The sequence below is a fragment of the Amycolatopsis sp. Hca4 genome, from assembly GCF_013364075.1.
Lineage (GTDB): Bacteria > Actinomycetota > Actinomycetes > Mycobacteriales > Pseudonocardiaceae > Amycolatopsis.
Genome location: NZ_CP054925.1, coordinates 8,635,652 through 8,660,371 on the forward strand (window position 1 = coordinate 8,635,652; position 24,720 = coordinate 8,660,371).

A 24,720-nucleotide genomic window follows, 5' to 3' on the forward strand; every position below is an offset into this window, starting at 1 on the left:
GAGTTCTCGCCTGAAGAATGAGGTGAAGATCGTGTCAGACACCGTCGAAACCCGTCCAGGTCTGCGCCGCTCCCTCTCCGTCTGGCAGGCCGTCGGCCTGTCCGTGGCGTTGATGGCCCCGAGCATGGCCGCCAACATCAACCCCCAGCAGACCGCGGCCGCCGCCGGGCGCGCCGTGCCGCTCGCCTTCCTGCTCGCCGCGGTCGGCGTTCTGCTGGTCGCGTACGGCTTCGTCAAGCTCTGCCAGTACTACCAGCACGCCGGTTCGGTGTACGCCTTCGTCGGCGCCACCCTCGGCCCGCGCGCGGGTGTCGTGTCCGGCATCGGGCTCCTCGGGACGTACACGTTCTACGCCGTCGTCACCAGCTCGGCCGCGGGCACGCTGGGCACGGCCTTCCTGACGCAGGTGGGAATCTGGCCGTCGCCGCCGTCCTGGGGCCCGTTCGTGCTGACGGCCGTCGCGCTGATCGGCGCGTGGCTGCTGGCGGTGCTGCCCGCCCGCCGCGGCACGAGCACCCTGCTCGCCGTCGAGGGCGCGACGATCGCGGTGATCCTGCTGGTCACCGTGGTGATCCTGGTTCGGCTGCTGGCCGGGAACGCCCCCGGCGGCGCCCGGTTCTCGATGGCCGTCTTCGTCCCGGAAACCGGGCTGTCCGGGGTGTTCCTCGGCGCGGTGTTCGGCTTCCTGTCCTTCGCCGGGTTCGAAGCCGCCGCGACGCTCGGCGAGGAAACCCACGACCCGAAGCGCAACATCCCGCGCGCGATCCTCGGCACGGCCGTCTTCGGCGGCCTCTACTTCGTGGTGGTGACGGCCGTGGAGATGATGGCGTTCGGCAGCGACGCGACCGCGTTCCACGACTCGCCGTCCCTGCTCGGCGACCTCGGCGGCCGGTACGCGGGCGCGTGGGTCGGCGACGTGATCAGCGTGGGCGCGGCGATCAGCGCGTTCGGCTGCTGCCTGGCCTGTGTCGTCGGCGGCTCGCGGCTGCTCTACGCCCTCGGCCGCGACGCGGGCGGCGGCCTCGGCCGGACGTCCTCGCGCGGAACGCCCGTGGCCGCGGTGACGGCCGTGACCCTCGCGGCGGCGCTGATCATCGTGGTGTGCGCGGTGTTCTTCGGCGCGACGGCGTCGGACACGTTCGCCTGGTCCGGCTCGATCGGCACGCTCATCCTGCTGGTCATCTACCTGCTCACCACGGCCGGCGCGATCCTGCTGCTGTTCGTGAAGCGCCGGATGCGCGTGCCGGCCTGGCACCTCGTCTTCCCGATCGGTGCGCTCGCCGTGCTCGGCTACACCGTGTACGTCAACGTCGTGCCGTACCCGACCGAGGGGCCGGCGCGGTGGTTCCCGGTGGTGGCCGCGGCCGTGCTGGTGCTCGCGGTGCTCGCCGTCCTGTCCGCACCGCGGTTCGCTCGTAGGGTGGGGGAGAGGCTGACGAGTGTGGACGGAGGCGCATGAGGAGATTGCTCCCGTTCGTCGCGGATCTGCCGCTGGTGGACCACCACTGCCACGGCGTGGTGACCCGCGACGTCACCCGCGGGGACTTCGAGGCGATGCTGACCGAGGCCGACGCGCCCTCGCCGCTGGGCACGAGCCTGTTCGACTCGCTGATCGGGCTGGCCCTGCGCGCCCGCTGCGCACCCGTGCTCGACCTGCCGAAGCACGCCCCGGCCGAGGCCTACCTGCAGCGCCGCGCCGAACTGGGCGCGGCCGAGGTGGCCCGGCGGTTCCTGCGGGCCACCGGCACCACCGACTTCCTGCTGGACGGCGGGTTCCTGCCGGACGCGCTGACCGGCACCGCGGAGTTCGCCGGGCTGGCGGGCACCCGCGCGCACGACGTCGTCCGGCTGGAACAGGTCGCCGAAGCGGTGCTCCCGGGCACGACTGCGGCCGGGTTCGCCGCGGCTTTCGCCGACGAGCTGGGGAAACGCGCCGCGACGGCGGTCGGGCTCAAGTCGATCGCCGCCTACCGGGTCGGGCTCGGGCTGGCGGGTTCGCGGCCGTCGGCGGCGGAGGTCGAAGCCGCGGCCGGGCGGTGGCTGGCCGCCGGTGGTGGCCGCCTGGCCGACGAGGTGCTGCACCGGCACCTCGTCTTCACCGGCCTCGACCTCGGCCTGCCGGTGCAGTTCCACGTCGGCTACGGCGACTCCGACGTCGACCTGCACCGCGGCGACCCGCTGCTGCTCACCGGCCTGCTGCGGGCCACGCGCGGCAGCGGCGTGCCGATCCTGCTGCTGCACAACTACCCGTTCCACCGCCAGGCCGCGTATCTGGCGCAGGTTTTCGAGCACGTGTTCGTCGACGCCGGGCTCATCACGCACAACGCGGGCTTCCGGGCGCCGGCCGTGCTGGCCGAGCTGCTGGAGCTGGCGCCGTTCGGGAAGGTGCTCTTCTCCACCGACGCCTTCGGCCTGGCCGAGCTGTACCACCTGGGCACGGCCCTGTTCCGGCAGGGCCTGTCGGACTTCGTGCGCGCCGCGCTCGACGCCGACGCGATGTCCGAAAAGGACGCCGTCCGGCTGTGTGCTTTGGTGGGACACGAGAACGCGAAGAGGATCTACCGCTTGGAGCACGTGTGAGTGATCTGTGGACCCGGTGGACGCAGGCGATCGCCGACGAACTGCCCGCCGCCGTCGAGCTCCGGCACGCCGTGCACGCCGACCCCCGCGGGTCCGGCGACGAGGAGGACACCGCCCGCCTGGTGGCCGGCGCGCTCGGCGCGGGCGAGGGCACCCGCGTCGCCAAGACCGGCCGGGCGATCCCGCTGCCCGCCGGCGAAGGCCCGGCCGTGGCGCTGCGGGCCGAGCTCGACGCGCTCCCGGTGCTGGAGGGCACCGGGGTGCCGTGGGCGTCCGGGAACGAGTTCATGCACGCGTGCGGCCACGACGTCCACCTCGCGGCGCTGGTCGCGGTCGGCCGCGCGGCGGTCCGGGTGGGCGTGCCCCGGCCGATCCTGGCGCTGCTGCAGCCGCGGGAGGAGACGTCCCCGCCCGGCGCGCTCGACGTCGTCGAGTCCGGGGTGCTGGCCGCGCACGGGGTGGACACGGTGATCGGCGCGCACGTCCAGCCGCGGATCGCGCACGGCGTCGTTTCGGCGGTGCCGGGGCCGGTGAACGCCTCGACCGACGAGTTCGAGGTCACCATGCACGGCCAGGGCGGCCACGCCGGCTACCCGCAGCTGCTCCGCGACCCGATCCTGGCGCTGTCCCAGCTGGTGGTGAGCCTGCAGCAGCTCGCGTCCCGCCGGATCGACCCGGTGTTCGGCGCGGTCTGCTCGATCGGCCGCATCCAGGGCGGCGCGGCGGCCAACGTCGTCCCGAACAGCGCGAGCGCGTTCGGCTCGCTGCGCCTGATGCGCGCGAAGGACCGCGAACGCGCGCTGGAGGCCCTGGCCGACATCGTGCACGGCACCGCGCGGGCGCACGGCTGCACGGCCGAGCTGGAGATCAGCCCGTGCGAGCCGGTCCTGGACAACGACGCTTCGCTGGCCGCGGGTGCCCAGCAGTGGCTGCGGCACGCGGGCTTCGTCGTGGACGACAAGTTCCGCTCGTTCGGCGCCGACGACTTCGCCCACTACTGCGGCGGCGGCACCCGCGGGCTGATGCTCTTCGTCGGCCTCGGCGACACCGCGGGCGTCCCGAGCCTGCACGACGAACGCTTCCTGCCGCGTGACCAAGCCGTCACCCAGGTCGCGCACGCGCTGGTAGCGGGCTACCTGGCCGCCTTGGAAGCTCCGGCGTCTTAGCGCTACGGTGGCCGCGTGATGAGCGCCTACCTCGCGACGATCCCGAGCCCCGACCGCGGTGTCTGGCACCTGGGGCCGATCCCGCTCCGCGCGTACGCCCTGTGCATCATCGCCGGCATCATCGTGGCGATCTGGTGGGGCGAGCGGCGCTGGATCGCCCGCGGCGGCACCAAGGGCACGGTGATCGACATCGCGGTGTTCGCGGTGCCGTTCGGCCTGGTCGGCGGCCGGTTGTACCACGTGATCACCGACCCCGAGCTGTACTTCACCGAGGGCCGCAACCCGTGGAACGCATTCGCGATCTGGGACGGCGGCCTCGGCATCTGGGGCGCGATCGCGCTCGGCGCGGTGGGCGCGCTCATCGCCTGCCGCCGCAAGGGCATCCCGCTGCCGGCAATGGCGGACGCGGTGGCGCCGGGCATCGTCGTGGCGCAGGCGATCGGCCGCATCGGCAACTACTTCAACCAGGAGCTGTACGGAGCGCACACGGACCTCCCGTGGGGGCTCGAGGTCTACCAGCGCTTCAACCCGGAGGACCCGGACAACCTGCTGAACGGCGTCGCGACGGGCCACATCCCGCTGCCGGAGAGCCCGGTGCACCCGACGTTCCTGTACGAGCTCATCTGGAACCTGCTGGTGGCGCTGCTGGTGGTGTGGGCGGACCGGCGCTTCAAGCTCGGGCACGGGCGCGCGTTCGCGCTGTACGTGGCCGGGTACACGGTGGGCCGCGGCTGGATCGAGATGATGCGGACCGACACGGCGAACCACATCCTCGGGCTGAGGGTGAACGTGTGGACGTCGATCCTGCTGTTCCTGGGGGCGATGGCGTACTTCGTGGTCGCCGCGAAGCGGGGGCCGCGGGAGGCGCCGGAGACGCTGGTGAGCAAGGACGCTGTGGGGCCGGACGAGGTTCCGGTGGCCGACTCCGCAGCTGCCGACGAGCGGGAGCACGCGAAGGTCGCGGCTTCGCCGGAGGCGGCCTCGGCGTCGGCCTCGGCGTCGGCTTCGGCTTCGGGCGAGGCCGAGCAGGCACCTGCTGCCGCGGAGAAGCCCGCCTCGGACGCGGCGCCCTCGACCGAGGAGCCGAAGAAGACCGACGAGAGCTGAGCGCTTTCCGAAGGCCGCTGCCGGACACCGGTGGAGGCCTTCGTCGTGTGCGGGGCTGGGGCGCCGCCCCCCGGTTTCCACGCTACCGGGAGGCACCGACAGTTTCGGGCGGTCTCGCCGGGAGGGCTCAGAGGTCCGGCAGGCCCAGCTCCAGGTTCGGCGTCTGCAACCCACCGTCGACCTCGAGGATCTTGCCCGTGATGTACCCACCGGCCTGCGACGCCAGGAAAACCACCGTCGCCGCGATGTGGTCCGCCTCGCCGATCCTCCGCAGCGGTGTCGCAGCCTCCATCTTGGCGCGAAGCTCCGGGTTCCCCACCACGATCTCCAGCGCCGACGTCGCCACCGAACCCACCGAGATCGCATTGACCCGGACGCGAGGGGCCAGGTCCGCCGCCGCCAGGCGTGTGTAGTGCGCCAGCGCCGCCTTCGCCGTTCCGTATGCCGCGAAGCCGCGGCCGGCCACTCGGCCCATCACCGACGAGATGTTGACCACCGAGCCGCCCGTCTTCAGCAACGCCGGGGCCGCCGCCACCGTCAACGCGTGGGCCGTCGCCACGTTGAAGCGGAACGCTTCCTCCATGAACTCGACCGAGCTCTCCAGCAACGGGCGCGGGTACGTGCCGCCCACGTTGTTGACCACCAGGTCGAGCCGGCCGAACTCGGCTTCCGCCGTCGACGCCAGTGCCGCCGCCGCGTCCGGGGAAGACAGGTCCACCGGCACCTCGACCGCGCGCCGTCCGGCCGCCGCGACCAAGGCGGCGATCTCGGAAAGCTGGGAGGCGGTGCGGGAGGCGATCACCACGTCCGCGCCCGCTTCGGCGAGGGCCACGGCGGTGGCCGCGCCGATGCCGCGTCCGGCGCCGGTGACCACCGCGACCTGGTCGGTGAGCTTGAACCGATCGAGGATCATGCGGCGAAATGTAACACGTTCTAGTGACCGCGGACACAGCGAGCCGATCAGGTCACGTTAGACTCGACCGGAGTTTCCGGGCCGTATACTTAGCGGAACGAACTACCGGAAGCCCATCAGGAACTACGTCGTTCCGCGCAGCCAGATCGTTACCGTCCGACGCCGTCCGGGGCGCTCTGAGATGCTGCTGGCATGTTTCCCAGGTGTTAAAGTCGCGCTAACAAGCGGGCCATCGTCGTCCCGTGCGCTCCCCGGCCGGTAGCCCGGCCCCGCACGACAAGACGACGAAGGAGGTCCCGTTGATCTTCTCCGCCATGCCCGGCAAGCAGGGTCTGTACGACCCGGAGACCGAGCAGGACTCCTGCGGTGTGGCCATGGTGGCCGACATCCGCGGGCGCCGATCCCACGGCATCGTCACCGACGGCCTGGCCGCGCTGACCAACCTCGACCACCGCGGCGCCGCGGGCGCCGAACCCACCTCCGGCGACGGTGCCGGCATCCTCCTCCAGCTGCCCGACGTGCTGCTGCGCGCCGAGGCCGGCTTCGAGCTGCCCGGGCCCGACGAGCAGGGCCACCACACCTACGCCGCCGGCATCGCCTTCCTGCCGCAGGACGCCGAGCAGCGCCGCAAGGCCGTCGAACTCTGCGAACGCATCGCCGTCGAAGAGGGCCTGGAGGTCCTCGGCTGGCGCGAGGTCCCGGTCGACGCCGACCGGGCCGACATCGGCCCGACCGCCCGCTCGGTCATGCCGCACTTCGCCATGCTGTTCGTCACCGGCGACGGAAAGTCCGGCCTGCAGCTGGATCGGCTGGCCTTCTGCCTGCGCAAGCGCGTCGAGCACGAAAGCGTCACCGCCGGCTGCGGCACGTACTTCCCGTCCCTGTCCTCCCGGACGCTCGTCTACAAGGGCATGGTGACGCCGGAGCAGCTGCCGGCGTTCTTCGCCGACCTGCGCGACGAACGCCTGGAAAGCGCCATCGCGCTGGTGCACTCCCGCTTCTCCACCAACACCTTCCCGTCGTGGCCGCTGGCGCACCCGTTCCGGTTCGTGGCCCACAACGGCGAAATCAACACCATCCGCGGCAACCGCAACCGCATGCGGGCGCGGGAGGCGCTGCTGGAGTCCGACGTCCTCACCGGCGACTTGAGCAGGCTGTTCCCGATCTGCTCGCCGGACGCGTCGGACTCGGCGTCCTTCGACGAGGTCCTCGAACTGCTGCACCTCGGCGGCCGGTCGCTGCCGCACGCGGTGCTGATGATGATCCCGGAGGCGTGGGAGAACCACGCCACCATGAAGCCCGAGCGCCGCGCGTTCTACCAGTTCCACGCCAGCCTGATGGAGCCGTGGGACGGCCCGGCCTGCGTCACCTTCACCGACGGCAGCCTGGTCGGCGCGGTCCTGGACCGCAACGGCCTGCGCCCGGCGCGCTGGTGGCGCACGGCCGACGACCGCGTCGTGCTGGCCAGCGAAGCCGGCGTGCTCGACGTCGCGCCGAAGGACGTCGTGGCCAAGGGGCGGCTCAAGCCCGGCAGGATGTTCCTGGTCGACACCGAGGCCGGCCGGATCGTGGACGACGAAGAGGTCAAGTCCGCGCTGGCGAGCGAGCTGCCCTACGACTCGTGGCTGCACGCGGGCCTGCTCCAGATCGCCGAGCTGCCCGACCGCGACCACGTCGTGCAGAGCCACGACTCCGTGCTGCGGCGCCAGCTTTCCTTCGGCTACACCGAAGAAGAGCTCAAGATCCTGCTCGCGCCGATGGCCGAGAAGGGCGCCGAGCCGATCGGCTCGATGGGCTCGGACACCCCGCCCGCGGTGCTGTCGAAGCGGTCCCGGCTGCTCTACGACTACTTCAAGCAGAACTTCGCCCAGGTGACCAACCCGCCGCTGGACGCGATCCGCGAGGAGCTCGTCACCTGCATGGCGCGGATCATGGGTCCGGAGCGCAACCTGCTGGCTCCCGGCCCGGCGTCCTGCCGGCACCTGAAGCTGCCGTACCCGGTCATCGACAACGACGAGCTCGCCAAGCTCATCCACATCAACGACGACGGCGACCTCCCCGGCTTCGCCTGCAGCGTCCTTTCCGGACTGTACGAAGTGGACGGTGGGGCCGAGGCGCTGGCGGGCGCGATCGAGCGCGTCCGGCGCGAGGCGTCCGAGGCGATCGCGGCCGGCGCGCGCACGCTCGTGCTGTCCGACCGCGACTCCGACCACCGGATGGCGCCGATCCCGTCGCTGCTGCTGGTCTCCGCGGTGCACCACCACCTGGTCCGCACCAAGGAACGCCTGCGCGTCGCGCTGGTCGTCGAATCCGGCGACGCCCGCGAGGTGCACCACATCGCGCTGCTGCTCGGCTACGGCGCCGCCGCGGTCAACCCGTACCTGGCCTTCGAGACCATCGAGGACATGATCGGGCAGGGCGCGGTCACCGGCATCGAGCCCGCCAAGGCCGTCCGCAACTACGTGCAGGCGCTGGTCAAGGGCGTCCTGAAGATCATGTCCAAGATGGGCATCTCGACGGTCGGCGCGTACACCGCCGCCCAGGTCTTCGAGTCCCTCGGCCTGAGCCAGGACCTGCTCGACGAGTACTTCACCGGGACGTCGTCGAAGCTCGGCGGCGTCGGCCTCGAGGTGCTCGCCGAAGAGGTCGCGACGCGGCATCGCCGTGCCTACCCGGAAAACCCGACCGACCGCGTCCACCGTGGACTCGAGACGGGTGGCGAGTACGCCTACCGCCGCGAGGGCGAGCTGCACCTGTTCACGCCGGAGACGGTGTTCCTGCTGCAGCACGCGTCCAAGACCGGCCGCGACGAGGTCTACCGCAAGTACACCGACGAGGTGCACCGCCTCTACCGCGAAGGCGGCACGCTGCGCGGGCTGTTCAAGTTCAAGGAAGGCGTCCGCGAGCCGGTGCCGCTCGACGAGGTCGAACCGGCCGAGGCGATCTTCAAGCGCTTCAACACCGGCGCGATGTCGTACGGCTCGATTTCCGCCGAGGCGCACGAAACCCTGGCCATCGCGATGAACCGCATCGGCGGCCGGTCCAACACCGGCGAGGGCGGCGAGGACCCCGAGCGGCTCTACGACCCCGAGCGCCGCAGCGCGATCAAGCAGGTCGCGTCGGGCCGCTTCGGCGTCACCAGCGAATACCTGGTCAACGCCGACGACATCCAGATCAAGATGGCGCAGGGCGCGAAGCCCGGCGAAGGCGGCCAGCTGCCGCCGAACAAGGTGTACCCGTGGATCGCGCGGACCCGGCACTCGACGCCGGGCGTCGGCCTCATTTCGCCGCCGCCGCACCACGACATCTACTCCATCGAGGACCTGGCCCAGCTGATCCACGACCTCAAGAACGCCAACGAGCACGCCCGCATCCACGTGAAGCTGGTGTCCTCGTTGGGCGTCGGCACGGTCGCGGCCGGCGTGTCCAAGGCACACGCGGACGTCGTGCTCATCTCGGGCCACGACGGCGGCACCGGCGCGTCCCCGATGAACTCGCTCAAGCACGCGGGCACGCCGTGGGAGATCGGCCTGGCCGAGACCCAGCAGACGTTGCTGCTCAACGGCTTGCGCGACCGGATCACCGTGCAGGTGGACGGCGCGATGAAGACCGGCCGGGACGTCGTCATCGCGGCGCTGCTCGGCGCCGAGGAGTACGGCTTCGCGACGGCGCCGCTGGTCGTGGCGGGCTGCATCATGATGCGCGTCTGCCACCTCGACACCTGCCCGGTCGGCGTCGCCACGCAGAGCCCGGAGCTGCGCAAGCGCTACACCGGCCAGGTCGAGCACGTCGTCAACTTCTTCAAGTTCGTCGCCGAAGAAGTCCGGGAAACCCTGGCGGCGCTGGGCTTCCGGACGCTCGACGAGGCCATCGGCCACGCCGAGCTGCTCAACACCGACGAGGCCGTCGACCACTGGAAGGCGTCCGGTTTGGACCTGGCGCCGATCTTCGAGATGCCTTCGGAGACGCCTTACGGCGGCGCCAAGCGGCGCACGCGCGGCCAGGACCACGGCCTCGAGCACGCCCTGGACCGCACGCTGATCCAGCTCGCCGAGGCGGCGCTGGAAGACGCGCACCAGGTCAACATCGAGTTGCCGGTGCGCAACGTCAACCGGACCGTCGGCACGCTGCTCGGCTCGGAGATCACTCGCCGCTACGGCGGGGATGGCCTGCCCGAGGGCACGATCCACGTCACGCTCACCGGTTCGGCCGGCCAGTCGCTCGGCGCGTTCCTGCCGCGCGGCATCACCCTCGACATGGTCGGCGACGCGAACGACTACGTCGGCAAGGGCCTCTCCGGCGGCCGGGTCGTCGTCCGCCCCGACCCGGAGGCGTCCTTCGCCGCCGAGGCGCAGACGATCGCGGGCAACACGATCGCCTACGGCGCCACCGGCGGCGAGATCTTCCTGCGCGGCCAGGTCGGCGAACGCTTCTGCGTCCGCAACTCCGGCGCCACGGTCGTCGCCGAGGGCGTCGGCGACCACGCCTTCGAGTACATGACCGGCGGCCGCGCGGTGGTGCTCGGCCCGACCGGGCGCAACCTGGCGGCCGGCATGTCCGGCGGCATCGCCTTCGTCCTCGACGTCGACGCGAAGAAGGTCAACCAGGACATGGTCGACCTGCTGCGGCCGACCGCCGACGACCTGGCGTGGCTCAAGAAAACCGTGCAACAGCACTACGATCTCACCCGCTCCGCGGTCGCGGCCTCGCTGCTCGGCGACTGGCCGCGCCGGTCCGTGGCGTTCACGAAGGTGATGCCGCGCGACTACCAGCGGGTCCTGGACGCGGCGAAGGCGGCTCGCGCCGCCGGCCGCGACGTCGACGAGGCGATCATGGAGGCCGCTCGTGGCTGACCCGACCGGTTTCCTGAAGTTCGAACGCGAAGAGCCCACGAAGAAGTCTTACGAGGAAAGGCTTTCCTCGTGGGGCGAGGTCTACGCGGAGGTCGACCCGGGCGAGCGCAACGAACAGGTGCGCAAGCAGGCGTCGCGGTGCATGGACTGCGGCATCCCGTTCTGCCACTCGGGGAGTTCCGGCTGCCCCCTGGGCAACCTGATCCCGGAGTGGAACGACCTGGTCCGCCGCGGCGACTGGGCCGCGGCGAGCGACCGGCTGCACGCGACCAACAACTTCCCCGAGTTCACCGGGAAGCTGTGCCCGGCGCCGTGCGAGGCGGGCTGCGTGCTGTCGATCTCGCCGCTGTCGGGCGGGCCGGTGTCGATCAAGCGCGTCGAGCAGACGATCGCCGACCAGTCATGGGAAGCGGGGTACGTCCAGCCCCAGGTGTCCGAAGTGTCCAGTGGCCGCCGCGTGGCGATCGTCGGCTCCGGCCCGGCCGGCCTCGCGGCGGCGCAGCAGCTGACCCGCGCGGGGCACGAGGTCACGGTGTACGAGCGCGACGACCGCCTCGGCGGGCTGCTGCGCTACGGCATCCCCGAGTTCAAGATGGAGAAGAAGGTCCTCGACCGCCGCCTGGCGCAGCTGCGCAAGGAGGGCACCCGGTTCGTGACGGGCTGCGAGGTCGGCGTCGACCTGTCGGTGGAGGACCTGCGCGCCCAGTACGACGCGGTGGTGCTGGCGGTGGGCGCGTTGCGCGGCCGCGACGACACGACGACACCGGGCCGCGAGCTGGCGGGCATCCACCTGGCGATGGAGCACCTGGTCCCGGCCAACAGGTACGTGGAGGGCGACGGCCCCCCGGCGATCGACGCCCGCGGAAAGCACGTCCTGATCATCGGCGGCGGCGACACGGGCGCGGACTCGTACGGAACGGCAACGCGCCAGGGTGCCCTGTCGGTGACCCAGCTGGACCAGTACCCGATGCCGCCTGCTGTTCGGGACGACTCGCGGTCCCCGTGGCCGACGTGGCCGTACATCTTGCGCACGTACGCGGCGCACGAAGAGGCGGGCGAGCGCAAGTTCGCGGTGGCGGTGCGCCGGTTCGTGGGTTCCGACGAGGGCCGCGTGACGGCGGTGGAGCTGCAGCAGGTCCGCGTCCAGAAGGACCCGGCCACCGGGCGGCGCGAGGTCATCCCGGTGAACGACGAGGTGGAGACGCTGCCGGCGGACCTGGTCCTGCTGGCGATCGGCTTCGAGGGCGTCGAGGAGATGCCGCTGCTGTCCGGGTTGGGTCTCTCGTTGACCCGCCGCGGAACGTTGTCTTGTGGCGCGGACTGGCAGACGGAGACGCCCGGGGTGTTCGTGTGCGGGGACGCCCACCGCGGAGCGTCGCTGGTGGTGTGGGCGATCGCGGAGGGCCGTTCGGTGGCGAACGCGGTGGACACTTACCTGACGGGAGCATCGGACCTGCCGGCACCGGTACACCCGACGGCGCTGCCGCTCGCGGTGGTTTGATCGGTTCGGTTCGAAGGCCCCCTCACCGCTGGTGAGGGGGCCTTCGGCGTAACACCGGGCGGTTTCGCAGCGACGCTGGGAGAGCCAGCGAACGGTGACGGGGGAGGATCGTCGATGACCAAGCCGCCGGAGCGGATCGTCAACTCGGCCTCCGTCGGCGACGGCAACACCGGCGACCTCGTCCAGGTCGGGATCGTGGCGGGCGACTTTCACTACGGCGCGACCGGCGCGGCGAAATCCTGGTACCTGGGCAAGGTGCGCGAGCTGGCTCCGGACAAGCTCGTCGGCCGGGAGACCGAGCTGGCCGAGCTGAAGCGGTTTTGCCTGGCGGCTGATCCTGCGCCTCCTTACGCGTGGTGGAGAGCCGACGCCTGGAGCGGCAAGACCGCCCTCATGGCCTCTTTCGCGCTCGATCCGCCCGAGGGAGTCCGGCTGGTCCCGTTCTTCGTCCGGGCGCCGGACGCGGAAGCCGATGGCCGGGCGGGCTTCCTGACCGAGGTGAACCTGCAACTGGCGGAGGTACTGGGTATCCCGCTGCCGGAGAACGCCGGCGCGTCGGGGTTCCCGGGACTGCTGGACGCGGCCGCGGAAGTCACTGAGCGCCGCGGCCACCGGCTGATCCTGATCGTCGACGGGCTCGACGAGGACCGCGGAGCGGGGGAGAACGACGGAGCGGGGAGCATCGCCGCACTGCTGCCCCGCCGGCCGACACACGGCATGCGCGTGATCGTCACGGGGCGGCCGAACCCCGGCATCCCGCCGGCGTTGCACCCGGACCACCCCCTGCGCGATCCGGCGATCGTGCGCGAACTCGTTTCGTCGTCCGCGGCTTCCGCAGCCGAGCTGGAGATGAAGGGCGATCTCGACCGGCTCCTGGTCGGGGAAGCGGGCGAAGCCCGGGACGTGCTCGGCGTGCTGGTCGCCGCCCGCGGCGGCCTGAGCCGGGACGACCTCGTCGAGCTCGTCGGCAGGCAGGCGGATTCGGTGCACCGCATCCTGGACAGTGTCGAGGGCCGGGCGTTCAGCCGACGGCGGGCCCGGTGGAATTTCGGCCCGGAGGTCTACGTGCTGGCGCACGAGGGCCTGCAGGCACGGGCAGTGGGCCGGTTCGGCTCGGACGGTCTGCAGGCCTACCGGGACCGTCTCATGGCTTGGGCCGACGAGTACCGGGATCGAGGGTGGCCCGCGTCGACGCCCCAGTTCCTCCTGCTGGGCTATCCGCGGCTTCTGCAGGAGACCGGGCAGCTCCAGCGTCTGGTCGAGTGCGTCACGGACCTGGCCAGGCAAGAACGGCTGCAGGACGTCTCCGGCGGTGAGGCCGCGGCCCAGGCCGAGATTGCGGCCGCCCACGCGGAGGTATCCACAGCGGCCCAGCCCGACGTGGTCGGCCTGCTCAAGCTGTCGATGCACCGCGACGACCTGGAAGCCCGGAACGCCCGGACCCCGGCGCGGTTGCCGGCACTGTGGGCGCGGCTGGGCCAATTCGCTCGCGCGGAGGCGCTCGCGCGTTCAATCTCCGAGCCGAAACGGAGAGCCGACGCGGTCTACGAACTGGTCCCGGTAATGGTTCGAGCCGGGCGGGCTGACCAGGCCGATCGAATCGTGACCGAGGCCGTCGACGAAGCAGAGTTTCCGATCGTCAGACAGTATCTCCTCACCGAGATCGCGGCCGTCGGCGATCTCGCGCGAGCTATGGCGATGGCCGAAGCCATCGGGGATGCCAGCTGGCGTTGCCGGGCACTGCTCACCTTGTCGGCCCCGCGTCCCTTGACCGACCCGGCCACGATGCTGGCCGCTGCTGACAAGATTCCGGACGACAAGGCGAGGATCAATACGCGCTACTTCGTGGCTCGTCGGCTGATCGAACAAGGGGACGTTGCCCGCGCTGTCGCAGTCGCCGAGGATTTAGACCTTTCTTCCAGCGTCGACGTGATCACTCGGGCCGCGCGCCGGCTCCGGGACGACGGAGATCCGGAAGCAGCAGCCGACCTCGCTGCCTCCGCGGCCGCGCCTGGGATCGTCTTCTCAATGGAACTCGAAGACCTGGCTCGCACCGACCTCGAACGAGCGAAGGAGAAGGTGCTCGGCCTCGGTGACTCGAATCGCCGCGGGGACTACGTGTGCGATCTCGTCGAGCTGGCCATCGAACAAGGAAGCGTTGGTTTCGCCGAGTCGCTTCTCGACCTCCTCTCGCCCGTTCACGGCAGGCGTGCATTGTTCCCTGTCCTCGAGTCACTTGCCGCGCATGACGACAAGCGGGCGATGGAGCTACTGGCGATCAAATCCGACGAGTGGAGCGGATATGTCGGCACGGAGGTCCGTGCGGCGGCCATGACGGCGATCGCCGAAGGCCTGCTGAAGGCCGGCGACACCGCGAAGGCGGAGACTTTGGCGTCGGAGGCCGAATCAGCCGCCCGCAGCCTGAGTGACGAGCACGGCTACAAACCATCATTCCGGCGCGTCGCCGACTTCGTCGTAGCGGCGCGCGATGTGCCGGCTGCCGAACGGTTCGCCCGGGTTGTCTTGGCGTCGGGGGCGCGCCGACACGGCTTTTCGGGGATCGCTGAACTGCTGGCCGAGTCGGGTGATATGGAACTGGCCGAACGGGTGGGGCTGCGGCTGGTGGGCACTTCGGCGATGTTCGGAGTCATGATTCCCCTGGTTCGTCGGCACCGTGCCGCCGGGGCAGCGAAAGAAGTGTGCCGCATCGTCCGCGGTGTCGGCGATCGCGTGGCCGAGCAGTCTCTCATGGAATCCGAGCTGCCTCGACTGGTCGCTCTCCACTGTGCCGCCGGGTTTCCGGATCAAGGACTTGAGATCGCCCGGAAGATCGAAAAATCGTACCATCGTGACAGTGCCTATAAGGTAGTCATCAGGGAATTCTGTGCCGAGGGTCGAATCGAATCGGCAGCCGAGATCGTGCGAGGCGGACCCGTCAATGAATTAGCCCCGTCCCTGCTGGCGGTGGCACTGGCCGAAGCGATGGGTGCCGTCGGTTACGGCGACGGCCTTGAAGTGCTCGACAACCTCGAAGTCAAGCACCGTTCGGCGGCGGTCAAGGCTTTCCTTGAACGATTGGCCGAATGCGACCTCGAGCGGGCTCTTCACCTTGCCAGTACTTCCCTGTCGCCCTTCGAGAGGAGTTCGGCGCTGGTGGCGATGGCCGATCGTTTGGCGGAGCCCGCGCGTTCGAGGCTCCTCGCTCAGGTGGCGCAGTCGAACGAATGGCCGTCGGTCCTGCCGGCCCTCCGCCCGGGCGAATGTCCCGGCGTGACCGAGGTCGTCGACCAGTTCCTCACCCTGCAGGAGTCGCGGGTGGGTCTCGACCCCGGGAACGGCTGACCGCCTATCGTTACGCCGAACGGCGGCTGTGCACTCTGTACACAGCCAACTACTTTCGAGGCGTTGTGTCGCCTTTGCGACGATTCACTTCTGCGGAAGGTGGGGCGTCTTGAAGCACACGAAAACCGCGGTGATCACCGCCATCCTCTCTCTCGCGTTCGCCCTCGTCGGCACTCCGGCCGAGGCGAAACCCTTCTGGACCCCCGATGCCATGCGGGCAGCCGTCCCGATGGAGTCGCTCGTCAAGGCCCCGGCAGTCACGCCGAAAGACGTGGCCAAAGGCCAGAGCGCGATCATCCAGAGCATCCCGAACGGCGGTGGCCCCTGGACCGGCGGCGGGAAGGTCACCCAGACCGCCGGGCGTGTCTTCTTCCTCTTCAACGGCCAGAAAGCGTCGTGCTCCGGGGATGCCGTCACCAGCTCCAACGGCAGTGTCGTCGTCACCGCCGGGCACTGCGTCAAGTACCAGGGCACCTGGCACACCCAGTGGGTCTTCGTCCCCGGCTACAACAACGGGAACGCTCCCTACGGCCAGTGGAGCGCCAAGACCACCCTCACCACTCCGCAGTGGGAAGCCGGCGAGGACATCAACTACGACGTCGGCATGGCCGTGGTCAACCCGCTCAACAACCAGCGGCTCACCGATGTCGTCGGCGCGCAGGGTATTGCCTTCAACCAGCCGAAGAACCAGGCCATGTACACCTTCGGCTACCCCGCCGCCTCGCCCTACGACGGGACCAAGCTGATCTACTGCAGCGGCAGCACCTTCACCGACTTCCTGCTGACCAAGGACCACGGCATGAGCTGCAACATGACCGGCGGCTCCAGCGGCGGTCCGTGGTTCCTCTCGTTCAACGAAAGCACCGGCACCGGCGTGCAGGCCTCGGTGAACAGCTTCGGCTACAACTTCCTGCCCGGCTACATGTTCGGCCCGTACTTCGGTGCCGACGCGCAGAACCTCTACACCCGCGCGCAAGCCGCGTGATCCCCGTCAGCCCAGGGGCGGAGCCGTGGTTCCGTTCCCTGGGCTGACGTCTGCGCGAACAGACCGCAGGAAGCTCGGGGCATGCGGAAAACCCTGATCGTCCTGGCCTTCCTGCCCCTGCTCGCGGCACCTCCGGCCGCCGCGGCTCCGAAACTCCGGTGGACGGCCCCCTGTCCGGACTACGGGATGTCGCCGTCGCCGACGGAGGGGCTCGAATGCGCCACCCTGCGCGTTCCGCTCGACTACGCGCACCCGGAGCGCACCATCGAGCTCACGCTTTCCCGCCACGCCGCCGCCCCCGGCAGGAAACGGGGCGTGCTGCTGATGAACCCCGGCGGGCCCGGCAGCCCCGCGCTCGCCATGCCCGCCCAGCTGCTGCAGCGGATGGGCGGCTCCGGCCTCCCGGACGCCTACGACGTCGTCGGCTTCGACCCCCGCGGCACCGGCTACAGCACGCCGGTCACGTGCGGCATGACCACGGCCGAGGAACGTGGCGCGGTCCTCGGCCCGTACGCGGACGGGCCGCGGGACGTCGTCGTCACCGCGGTGAAAGCCAAGGCGGTGGCCGAGAAGTGCGAAAATGCGTCCACAAAGGACCTGCTGCCGCACATGACGACCGCGAACACCGCACGGGACCTCGACCGGATCCGGGAAGCGCTGGGGGAAAAGAAGATCTCCTACTACGGCGTCTCCTACGGCAGCTACCTCGGCGCCGCCTACGCGTCGATGTTCCCCGGCCGCACCGATCGGATCGTGCTCGACAGCGTTCTCGGGCCGCGCGGTCTCGACGTCCGCGCCAACCAGCGGTTCGCCGAAGGGTTCGACGACCGCTTCCCGGATTTCGCCGCGTGGGCGGCCGCGCGCGACGACGTCTACCACCTGGGGCGGACGCCGGCCGCGGTGACGGCGAAGTTCTTCCAGCTCGCCGCCGTCCGCGGGCCGGAGTTCCGGTCGGACACCTGGAACGGGCTCTACGACGACGCCTTCTTCCCGGCACTGGCCCGGGAATGGGCGGGCACCACGCGCGCCGCGGCCGGCCCGCTCGACGGCGACAACCGCGCCGCGCTCCAGCTCCAGGTGATCTGCAACGACTCCGACTGGCCGGAGCCGGTCGGCTACTACCAGCACGCGGTGGCGCGCGCACGGACCGCCCACCCGATGTTCGGCCCGGCCGCGGCGAACGTGAACCCGTGCGCGTTCTGGCCGGTCGAGCGCGCCGAGCCGCCGGTGCGCGTCGGTGGCCCCGGTCCGGCGAACGTCCTGCTGGTGCAGAACCGGCGCGACCCGGCGACCCCGCTGTCCGGCGCGCGCGAGACGCGGGCGGCGTTCGGCGCCCGCGCCCGGATGGTCACCGTCGACGCCGGCGGGCACGGCGTCTTCACGCGGGAAAACGCTTGCGGGAACGAAGCAGTGCTGGGCTATCTGCGTGACGGGGTCTTCCCCGCCGCGGACCGCTCCTGTCAGTCTGAAGGGTGAGGGGGACATTTCCCCCTCGGGGGAAATGAGGGGAAAACCGATGAAAAGAGTGCTGTTGTTCGTCGTGTCCGTGCTGGCCGCGGCCCTGCTGACCGCCCCGGCGGCGTCGGCCCGGACGACGTTCTGCCTTCCGGAAAGCCTCCGGCTGCTCGGCACGGACGGCAACGACCTCTGCCTCGGGGCGCCGACACCGTCGATCACGCCGCCGTTCACCGCGTTCGCCGAACAAAACGGCACCCAGAACACCTGGTGCCTTTTCACCGGCCCGAAATACAGCGGACTGGTGCTGCGGATTCCGGCGTTCTCGGGGGCCGGCGTGTTCGCGACGTTCGCCTCGGGACGGCCCTGCTGAGGACCGGGGTCAGGTCAAGGCGGTGAGCAGCACCCAGTAGCCGCCCCCGCCGACGACCACCCCCATCAGCAGGCCGGCCAGCACCTCCGCGGTGGTGTGGTCGCGCAGCGCGACGCGCGACCACGCCACCCAGGCCGCGAGCAGCGCGAGCAGCAGCGCCCACGGGCCATACGTCAGGGCCAGCACGACGACGGCGGCCGAGGCCACCGCGGCGTGCAGCGAGATCTTGAACTTCGCCCCGAACGTGATCGCCACCGCGACCACCAGGCTCGCCAGCATCGACGCCGCGAGCGCGACCAGCTGCGCGGGCGCGCCACCGGCGAGCAGCACGGCGAACCCGAGGCCCAGTGACACCCCGGCGACCAGCAGCGGGATCCGCCGCCCGGCCCGGTTCGTCACGTGGTGGCCGTCCCACCTGCCGCGCCGGGCGCCGCGCACGATCACCGCCATCGGGATCAGCGAACCGGTGACGGAAATGAGCAGTCCCCAGCTCAGCGTGGGGAGCGGCCGGTGGCCGGTGGCGGCCCAGGCGACGGCGAGCGGCAGTGTCAGGACCCACACCCAGGGGGCCAGGGCTTCGGTGGCCAACCTGGAGAAGCGCAGCACGCGGCGGACCTTATCCTGGTGGGTGTGAACTGGACTGTGGACGTCCCCGTCGACACACTGCCCGAGCTGCCGCCCCTGCCGCCCGAGCTGCGCGCGCGGCTCGACAAGGCGCTGGCGCTGCCGGCGGCCCAGCAGCCGGAGTGGCCCGACCCCGAGGTGACCCGCCGGGTCCGCGGCGTGCTGGAGAGCGTGCCGCCGATCACCGTCCCGGCCGAGATCGACCGGCTCAAGGGGCGGCTGGCCATGGTCGCCCGCGGCGAGGCGTTCCTGCTGCAGGGCGGCGACTGCGCCGAGACGTTCGAGTCCAACACCGAGCCGCACATCCGGGCCAACCTGCGCACGCTGCTGCAGATGGCGGTGGTGCTGACCTACGGCGCGAGCCTGCCGGTGGTCAAGGTCGGCCGCATCGCCGGCCAGTACGCGAAGCCGCGCTCGGCCGCGACCGACGCGCTGGGCCTGCCGGTCTACCGCGGCGACATCATCAACTCCCTGGTCGCCAAGCCCGAACTGCGCGTGCCGGACCCCGGCCGGATGATCCGCGCCTACGCGAACGCGGGCGCCGCGATGAACCTCGTCCGCGCGCTCACCGCCGCCGGCATGGCCGACCTGCACCAGGTGCACGACTGGAACAAGGACTTCGTGTCGGCGTCGCCGGCGGCGCAGCGCTTCGAGTCGCTGGCCAACGAGATCGACCGTGGCCTGCGGTTCATGTCGGCGTGCGGTGTCACGGACACGTCGCTGCAGTCGACGGAGATCTTCGCCAGCCACGAGGCCCTGCTGCTCGACTACGAGCGCTCCATGCTGCGCCTGGACAACGCGGACGCGGCGGACCCCAAGCTGTACAACCTGTCGTCGCACTTCCTCTGGATCGGCGAGCGCACCCGCCAGCTGGACGGCGCGCACATCGCGTTCGCCGAGCTGCTGGCCAACCCGATCGGGTTGAAGATCGGCCCGACGACCACGCCGGAGCAGGCGCTGGAGTACGTCGAGCGCCTCGACCCGCGCAACGAGCCGGGCCGCCTGACGCTCATCGCGCGGATGGGCAACGGCAAGGTCCGCGAGGTGCTGCCCGCGATCGTCGAGAAGGTCGAGGCGTCCGGGCACAAAGTCATCTGGCAGTGCGACCCGATGCACGGCAACACCCACGAGTCGTCCACCGGCTACAAGACCCGCCACTTCGACCGGATCGTCGACGAGGTCCAGGGCTTCTTCGAGGTGCACAACCAGCTGGGCACGTACCCGGGCGGCATCCACGTGGAGCTGACCGGCGAGGACGTCACGGAGTGCCTGGGCGGCGCCCAGGAGATCTCCGACGTCGACCTGTCCGGCCGCTACGAGACGGCCTGCGACCCGCGGCTGAACACGCAGCAGTCGCTGGAGCTGGCGTTCCTGGTCGCGGAGATGCTCCGCGGCTAGACCGGGCCCAGGCCCGCGGTGCGGGCCAGGGTGAGCTCCGGCAGCGGCGCGGGGGACTGCAGCAGCCGGGGGAGCCGGTCCGCGAGGCCGTCGCCGAACACGACGGCCCCGGCGGCGACGTTGCGGATCGCACGGGTGACGTCGGCCGGCGCGGGGTGTGCGGGGAGGAAGCCGCGCACCCCGGCACGCAGGGCGCCCGCGATCACCGTGTCGTCCAGCGCGGGGATCGCCAGGACCGGCACCCCGGCGCGCGCCGCCACGCCGGCGCCCAGCGCGAGGGCCGGCATCAGGACATCCGGGCCGTGCTCGCGGACGGCTCGAAGGCAAGCTGCCGCCCGAGGCGCACCGCCGGCTGACGATGGCCCTCATGCTCGTCTACGGGGTCGAGGCGCTGATCGTCACCCGGGACGCGTGCCACCTCGAGCCGGACGAGGCCACCGAGGTGATGCGCTGGGCCGCTCAGGCGCTGATCCGGGCGGCCGCCGGGGACTAGGAGGCGTCGAGCAGCCGGGCCGCCGACTTCAGGACCGCGTCACGCAGCGACCCCACGTCCGGGACCGCCGCGCCGTTGGCCTGCAGTCCGATGTGGACCGAATCCCGGTACGTCGCCACCGCGATGCCCACCGCGTGGCGCGGGGCCAGTGGCACGAACGGGTAGATCTCGGCCAGGCGGGCGCCGTGCAGCGACAGCCGGGCCGGTGGCAGCGGGACCGTGGTGATCACCAGGTCGAACAGCATCGGCGCGGCCTGGCCCGCCGTGCGCGTGCCCAGGCGGTGCAGCAGCGGCGGGACGTGGTCGGCCAGCAGCGGCAGGGCACCCGCGCCGCGGCTCGGGCCCGCCGCCTTGTTGCGGGTCATCGCCCGGCGGACCGCCCGCAGCCGCTCGACCGGGTCGTCCTCGCCCACCGGCAGGTCGCACAGGTAACCCGAAAGCTTGTTGCCGCCGAGCTGCTCACCGGCCCGGCCGCGCACGCTCACCGGGATCAGCGCGCGCAGCGTGCGGCCGTCGGCGCGCTGCCCGCGGTTCACCAGCCACTCGCGCAGCGCCCCCGACAGCACCGCCAGCACGACGTCGTTGGTCGTGCCGCCGTGCGCGCGGCGTACCCGGCGCAGCTCGGTCAGCGGCAGCCGGACGAAGCCCAAGCGCCGCTCGGCCGAGGGTGGTGCCGACACCGGCGAGAGCGGCGGGCGGGCCGCTCGCACCAGCGACGAGGCGATCCCGGCCTGGCCCCACACCGTGCCCAGCGCGTCCTTCACGGTGTCCAAAGTGGAGCGCGGGGCGGGGATGGGCGCGGGGGCCCGCTCCGGCAGTTTCACGCCGTCGAGCAGGCCGGCCGCGACCGCGTACGCGCCGGCGCCGTCGGTCAGCGCGTGGTGCAGTTTCAGCAGCAGTGCGAATTTCCCGTCCGGCAGCCCGGTGACCAGCGTCAGGTCCCACAGCGGCCGGGTCGTGTCGAGCGGCTCGGCGATCCAGCGGGACGCGTACGCGGAAAGGGGGTCCGGTTCGTACAGCGAACTCAGCACGACGTGGTGAATGTGGTCGGCCGCAACAAAATCCGGGTCGTCGCTCCAGCTGGCCGAGCCCGGCGGGAAGAGTTCCGCGCGGGCCCGCTGGCGCAGCTTCGGCAGCCGGGCGGCGCGCTGCGCGAGCAACACGGTCAACGCGGCCTGGTCCACCGGGCCGCGGGCGGTGAAGGTGACCACCGCTCCCATGTGCATCGGGGTGGTTTCGCTTTCCAGGCAAAGAAAAGCGACGTCGAGTGCGCTGAGCTGCGAGCCTGCCATGGGCGACCTTTCCGGGTTCGCTGGGGGCGCACGGCCTCGTGCGTCGGAAGGGGTTGGACCCACTGCACCAGCCCGACATGACGGTCGGGTGGTCGAAGTGTTTCCACGAAGCTAACTGCCCACCCCGTTCAGCCATTCGAGATACCCCGGGCCACGGTGCCCGGGCTCACAGATCGGGAAAAAGATTCATTCGCCCGGAGCAGGCCGGGCGTCTTCCGCCCGGGCCACCGGGGTCCCCCAGTCGGGGGTGAGCGCGACCTGCTTGCCGACCCGGCGCACCGGCAGGCCGTTCACCTGCCGCTTGCCGAGACCGGGCCAGATCTCCGCGGCGTCCTTCGCCGCGGACCGGATGGCGCCGCCGTCGAGCGTCGTGCGGGTCTCCGGGATGTCGCGGTCGGTCCACTGCACGACCAGCTTCAGCGGGCCGGCCGAGGGGAGCGGCCACAGGAAGACCTCGTGCTCGACGGCGAAACGCGTGCCGCCGACCGGCTGGGCCCGCAGCACCGGGGCCTCCGGTTCGGACGCGGACGGCACCGAGATCGTCTCGGAGCTCGCCCGGCTGCCGTCGGCGTAGAGCACGCCGATCAGCAACCCGTTGTAGTCGGGCTTGCGCCGGTGGTCGATCAGCCCCTCGGCGGGGTCGTCGACCAGGCTGTCCCGCGAGTACACCGTGATGCGCAGGGTCAGCGCCTCCGGCCACACCTCGATGATCCGCAACGCGACCACCGTGCGTTCGGAGCGGCCCAGCGGCTGCGCCCACGGCAGCACCGCCGGGACGATGTGCTCGCGCGGGGCATCGGTCCAGTGCCGTCCGTTGAACGCGTAGAGCTCCTGCTCCGGGACCGGGAACAGGGGACGCTCGCGCGGACCGCCGGTGAAGAAGCTGCTCATCGGGCGGCCCGCGACACGCTGTCCGGCACCATGCGCCCACGGTAGGACAACCGCCCGGGAATTTCCGCCCCCGATCGGGCGTACGGCCCTTGCTTCCCGTGATCCGGGACACAAGGGCCGTACGCTGCGTGACGCGCTAGTCGCTCAACTTGAGTTCGCCGTTCTTCCGGGCGGCCTCGTCGAGCTCCTTCTCGGGCGGCTTGCCCATCGCGTCCATCAGCTGCCGGGCCAGGCCGAGACCGGTTCCGCCGAGCGAAAGCGCCTTGGCGAACATGTCGGACACGCCGTCGGCGCCGTTGAGCACGACCATGTGGTCGACGTTGCCGAACGCGCTCGCGCCCGCCTCGACGATCTCCGGCCAGCGCTCGGCCAGCTGCTGCGCGACGACGGCTTCCTGGTTCTCCGCCAGCGCCGCGGCGCGCGCCTTGATCGCGTCCGCTTCGGCGAGGCCCTTCGCGCGGGCCGCCTCGGCTTCGGCGAGGCCGCGGGCCTTCGCGGCTTCGGCTTCCGCCAGGCCACGGGCCTTGGCCGCGGCGGCCTCGGCCTCGCCGGTCGCCCGGGTCGCGCCCGCCATCGCCTCCGCGCGGGCCTTGGTGGCCTGGGCCTCGGCCTCGGCGGCCGTCTTGACGCGGGTGGCGTCCGCGGCGGCCCGCAGCTCGGTCTCCTTCGCCTCGGCCTGGGCCTTGGCGATCGAGGCGTCACGGGCGGCGTCGGCGGTCGTGCGCGTGTCGTAGGCCTTCGCGTCGGCCGGCTTGCGGACCTGCGACTGCAGCCGCTGCTCGGCCAGCGCGGCCTCCAGCTCGGCGGCCCGCGTCTCCTGGACGACGACCTCCTGGCGCGCGGTCGCCTCGGCCAGCGGGCCGGACTGCGACGCCTTCGTCCGCGCCTGGTCGACCTCGGCCTGGTAGCCGGCCTGCTGGATCTGGCTTTCCCGCACGGCGGCGGCCTTCTTCGCGGCGGAGATCTGCTCGACCTCGGCGGCTTCCTGGTCCCGCTGGGCTTCGGCGATCCGGGCGGACGCGGCCACGGCGGCGGCGTGCGGCTTGCCGAGGTTGAGGATGTAGCCGGACTCGTCGTCGATCTCCTGGATCTGCAGCGAGTCGACGATCAGGCCGAGCTTGATCATCTCGGTGGCCGAGGACTGCCGCACCTCGCCGGTGAGCGCGTCCCGGTTGTGGATCATCTCCTCGATGGTCAGCCCGCCGACGATCGAGCGCAGGTGGCCGGAGAAGAGCTCGTGGATCGTGTCGTTCATGCCTTTTTGCTGGTCGAGGAACCGGCGGGCGGCGTTGGCGATCGAGGCGTAGTCGTCGCCGACCTTGTAGATGACGACGGCCCGCACGGTGACCGGCAGACCCTGCTTGGAGACGCAGGAGACCTGCAGGTTCACGCCGCGGGTGTCCAGCGACAGCCGCCGCGCGGTCTGGAACCCGGGGATGACGTTCACTCCGCGGCCGGTGATGATCTTGAACCCCAGGCTGTCCGCGGTCTCGGCCCGGTCGACGCGCACGCCGAGCCCGGAGATGATCAGCGCCTCGTTCGGTTCGGCGACCTTGTAGAGCAATCGCAGGATCCCGAAGACGACGATCAAGACGGCGATGACGCCACCGGCCGAGACCAGCAGGATTTCGACGAGACTCATGGCACCGACCCCCTCGCTTTTCTGTTGTGGGTGTGTTGGTGCCTCTTCGACGCTGTCAGCGGGCCGGCGGTTGCCACCGGCCGGGTGAATTCACGGCGGTGCGCG

18 protein-coding genes are annotated in these 24,720 nt (G+C 71.2%); 12 read left to right on the plus strand and 6 right to left on the minus strand.

Features of this window, described 5'->3' with window-relative positions:
- Positions 1-31 precede the first annotated feature (31 nt).
- Genes HUT10_RS39360 through lgt form a run of 4 tightly spaced genes read left to right on the plus strand, consistent with a single transcriptional unit; the run spans position 32 to position 4,853 of the window.
- On the plus strand, positions 32-1,459 hold the full coding sequence (locus tag HUT10_RS39360) for an APC family permease (RefSeq protein WP_254897225.1): 1,428 nt from the start codon (positions 32-34) through the stop codon (positions 1,457-1,459).
- Positions 1,456-2,580 carry an amidohydrolase family protein gene (locus HUT10_RS39365; RefSeq protein WP_176175827.1) on the plus strand — a complete coding sequence of 375 codons (1,125 nt, stop codon included), beginning with the start codon at positions 1,456-1,458 and terminating at the stop codon, positions 2,578-2,580. The genes HUT10_RS39360 and HUT10_RS39365 overlap by 4 nt, the downstream gene beginning before the upstream one ends.
- Complete coding sequence (locus tag HUT10_RS39370) at positions 2,577-3,746, plus strand: M20 family metallopeptidase (RefSeq protein WP_176175828.1); 1,170 nt, start codon at positions 2,577-2,579, stop codon at positions 3,744-3,746. The genes HUT10_RS39365 and HUT10_RS39370 overlap by 4 nt, the downstream gene beginning before the upstream one ends.
- Before the next feature lie 18 nt (positions 3,747-3,764).
- Positions 3,765-4,853, plus strand: a complete 1,089-nt coding sequence (lgt, locus tag HUT10_RS39375; protein WP_176175829.1) for a prolipoprotein diacylglyceryl transferase — start codon at positions 3,765-3,767, stop codon at positions 4,851-4,853.
- Between the two features lie 127 nt (positions 4,854-4,980).
- On the opposite strand, the gene HUT10_RS39380 is transcribed toward lgt, so the two are convergent.
- Entirely contained in the window at positions 4,981-5,766 is a 786-nt protein-coding gene (locus HUT10_RS39380; RefSeq protein WP_176175830.1) for an SDR family oxidoreductase, read from the minus strand.
- 299 nt (positions 5,767-6,065) lie between these two features.
- Between HUT10_RS39380 and gltB the strand changes: the two genes are divergently transcribed.
- The 6 genes from gltB to HUT10_RS39410 all read left to right on the plus strand — a co-directional run bounded on the left by gltB (position 6,066) and on the right by HUT10_RS39410 (position 18,275).
- Positions 6,066-10,619 (plus strand): glutamate synthase large subunit, encoded by a 4,554-nt coding sequence (gene gltB, locus HUT10_RS39385; protein WP_176178258.1) that lies wholly within the window; start codon positions 6,066-6,068, stop codon positions 10,617-10,619.
- Positions 10,612-12,120, plus strand: a complete 1,509-nt coding sequence (locus HUT10_RS39390) for a glutamate synthase subunit beta (RefSeq protein WP_176175831.1) — start codon at positions 10,612-10,614, stop codon at positions 12,118-12,120. Before gltB ends, HUT10_RS39390 begins: the two co-directional genes overlap by 8 nt.
- A gap of 114 nt (positions 12,121-12,234) precedes the next feature.
- Complete coding sequence (locus tag HUT10_RS39395) at positions 12,235-15,462, plus strand: hypothetical protein (RefSeq protein WP_176175832.1); 3,228 nt, start codon at positions 12,235-12,237, stop codon at positions 15,460-15,462.
- 109 nt (positions 15,463-15,571) lie between these two features.
- Positions 15,572-16,447, plus strand: a complete 876-nt coding sequence (locus tag HUT10_RS39400) for a serine protease (protein ID WP_176175833.1) — start codon at positions 15,572-15,574, stop codon at positions 16,445-16,447.
- Positions 16,448-16,528: 81 nt separating this feature from the next.
- Positions 16,529-17,923 carry an alpha/beta hydrolase gene (locus HUT10_RS39405; RefSeq protein ID WP_176175834.1) on the plus strand — a complete coding sequence of 465 codons (1,395 nt, stop codon included), beginning with the start codon at positions 16,529-16,531 and terminating at the stop codon, positions 17,921-17,923.
- Positions 17,924-17,963: 40 nt separating this feature from the next.
- Positions 17,964-18,275 carry a hypothetical protein gene (locus tag HUT10_RS39410; protein WP_176175835.1) on the plus strand — a complete coding sequence of 104 codons (312 nt, stop codon included), beginning with the start codon at positions 17,964-17,966 and terminating at the stop codon, positions 18,273-18,275.
- 9 nt (positions 18,276-18,284) lie between these two features.
- Here the strand turns inward: HUT10_RS39410 and HUT10_RS39415 are convergent, their stop codons facing one another.
- The gene (locus HUT10_RS39415) at positions 18,285-18,881 is read right to left on the minus strand and encodes a phosphatase PAP2 family protein (protein ID WP_176175836.1); all 597 of its coding nucleotides are present in this window, start codon (positions 18,879-18,881) and stop codon (positions 18,285-18,287) included.
- Positions 18,882-18,905: 24 nt separating this feature from the next.
- Between HUT10_RS39415 and HUT10_RS39420 the strand changes: the two genes are divergently transcribed.
- Positions 18,906-20,297, plus strand: coding sequence for a class II 3-deoxy-7-phosphoheptulonate synthase (locus HUT10_RS39420; protein ID WP_176175837.1), 1,392 nt, complete (start codon positions 18,906-18,908; stop codon positions 20,295-20,297).
- On the opposite strand, the gene HUT10_RS39425 is transcribed toward HUT10_RS39420, so the two are convergent.
- Positions 20,294-20,584, minus strand: a complete 291-nt coding sequence (locus HUT10_RS39425) for a response regulator transcription factor (RefSeq protein WP_176169281.1) — start codon at positions 20,582-20,584, stop codon at positions 20,294-20,296. The genes HUT10_RS39420 and HUT10_RS39425 overlap by 4 nt on opposite strands.
- 80 nt (positions 20,585-20,664) lie before the next feature.
- Between HUT10_RS39425 and HUT10_RS51930 the strand changes: the two genes are divergently transcribed.
- Positions 20,665-20,790, plus strand: coding sequence for a hypothetical protein (locus tag HUT10_RS51930; protein ID WP_303247004.1), 126 nt, complete (start codon positions 20,665-20,667; stop codon positions 20,788-20,790).
- Here the strand turns inward: HUT10_RS51930 and HUT10_RS39435 are convergent.
- The 3 genes from HUT10_RS39435 to HUT10_RS39445 form a co-directional block, all read right to left on the minus strand.
- The gene (locus HUT10_RS39435) at positions 20,787-22,082 is read right to left on the minus strand and encodes a wax ester/triacylglycerol synthase family O-acyltransferase (RefSeq protein WP_176175838.1); all 1,296 of its coding nucleotides are present in this window, start codon (positions 22,080-22,082) and stop codon (positions 20,787-20,789) included. The two genes, HUT10_RS51930 and HUT10_RS39435, sit on opposite strands and share 4 nt — an antisense overlap.
- A gap of 186 nt (positions 22,083-22,268) precedes the next feature.
- A complete protein-coding gene (locus HUT10_RS39440; RefSeq protein WP_176175839.1) occupies positions 22,269-22,973 on the minus strand; it encodes a hypothetical protein in 705 nt (234 codons plus the stop codon).
- A 136-nt stretch (positions 22,974-23,109) separates the two neighbouring features.
- On the minus strand, positions 23,110-24,615 hold the full coding sequence (locus tag HUT10_RS39445) for a flotillin family protein (protein WP_176175840.1): 1,506 nt from the start codon (positions 24,613-24,615) through the stop codon (positions 23,110-23,112).
- Positions 24,616-24,720 lie beyond the last annotated feature (105 nt).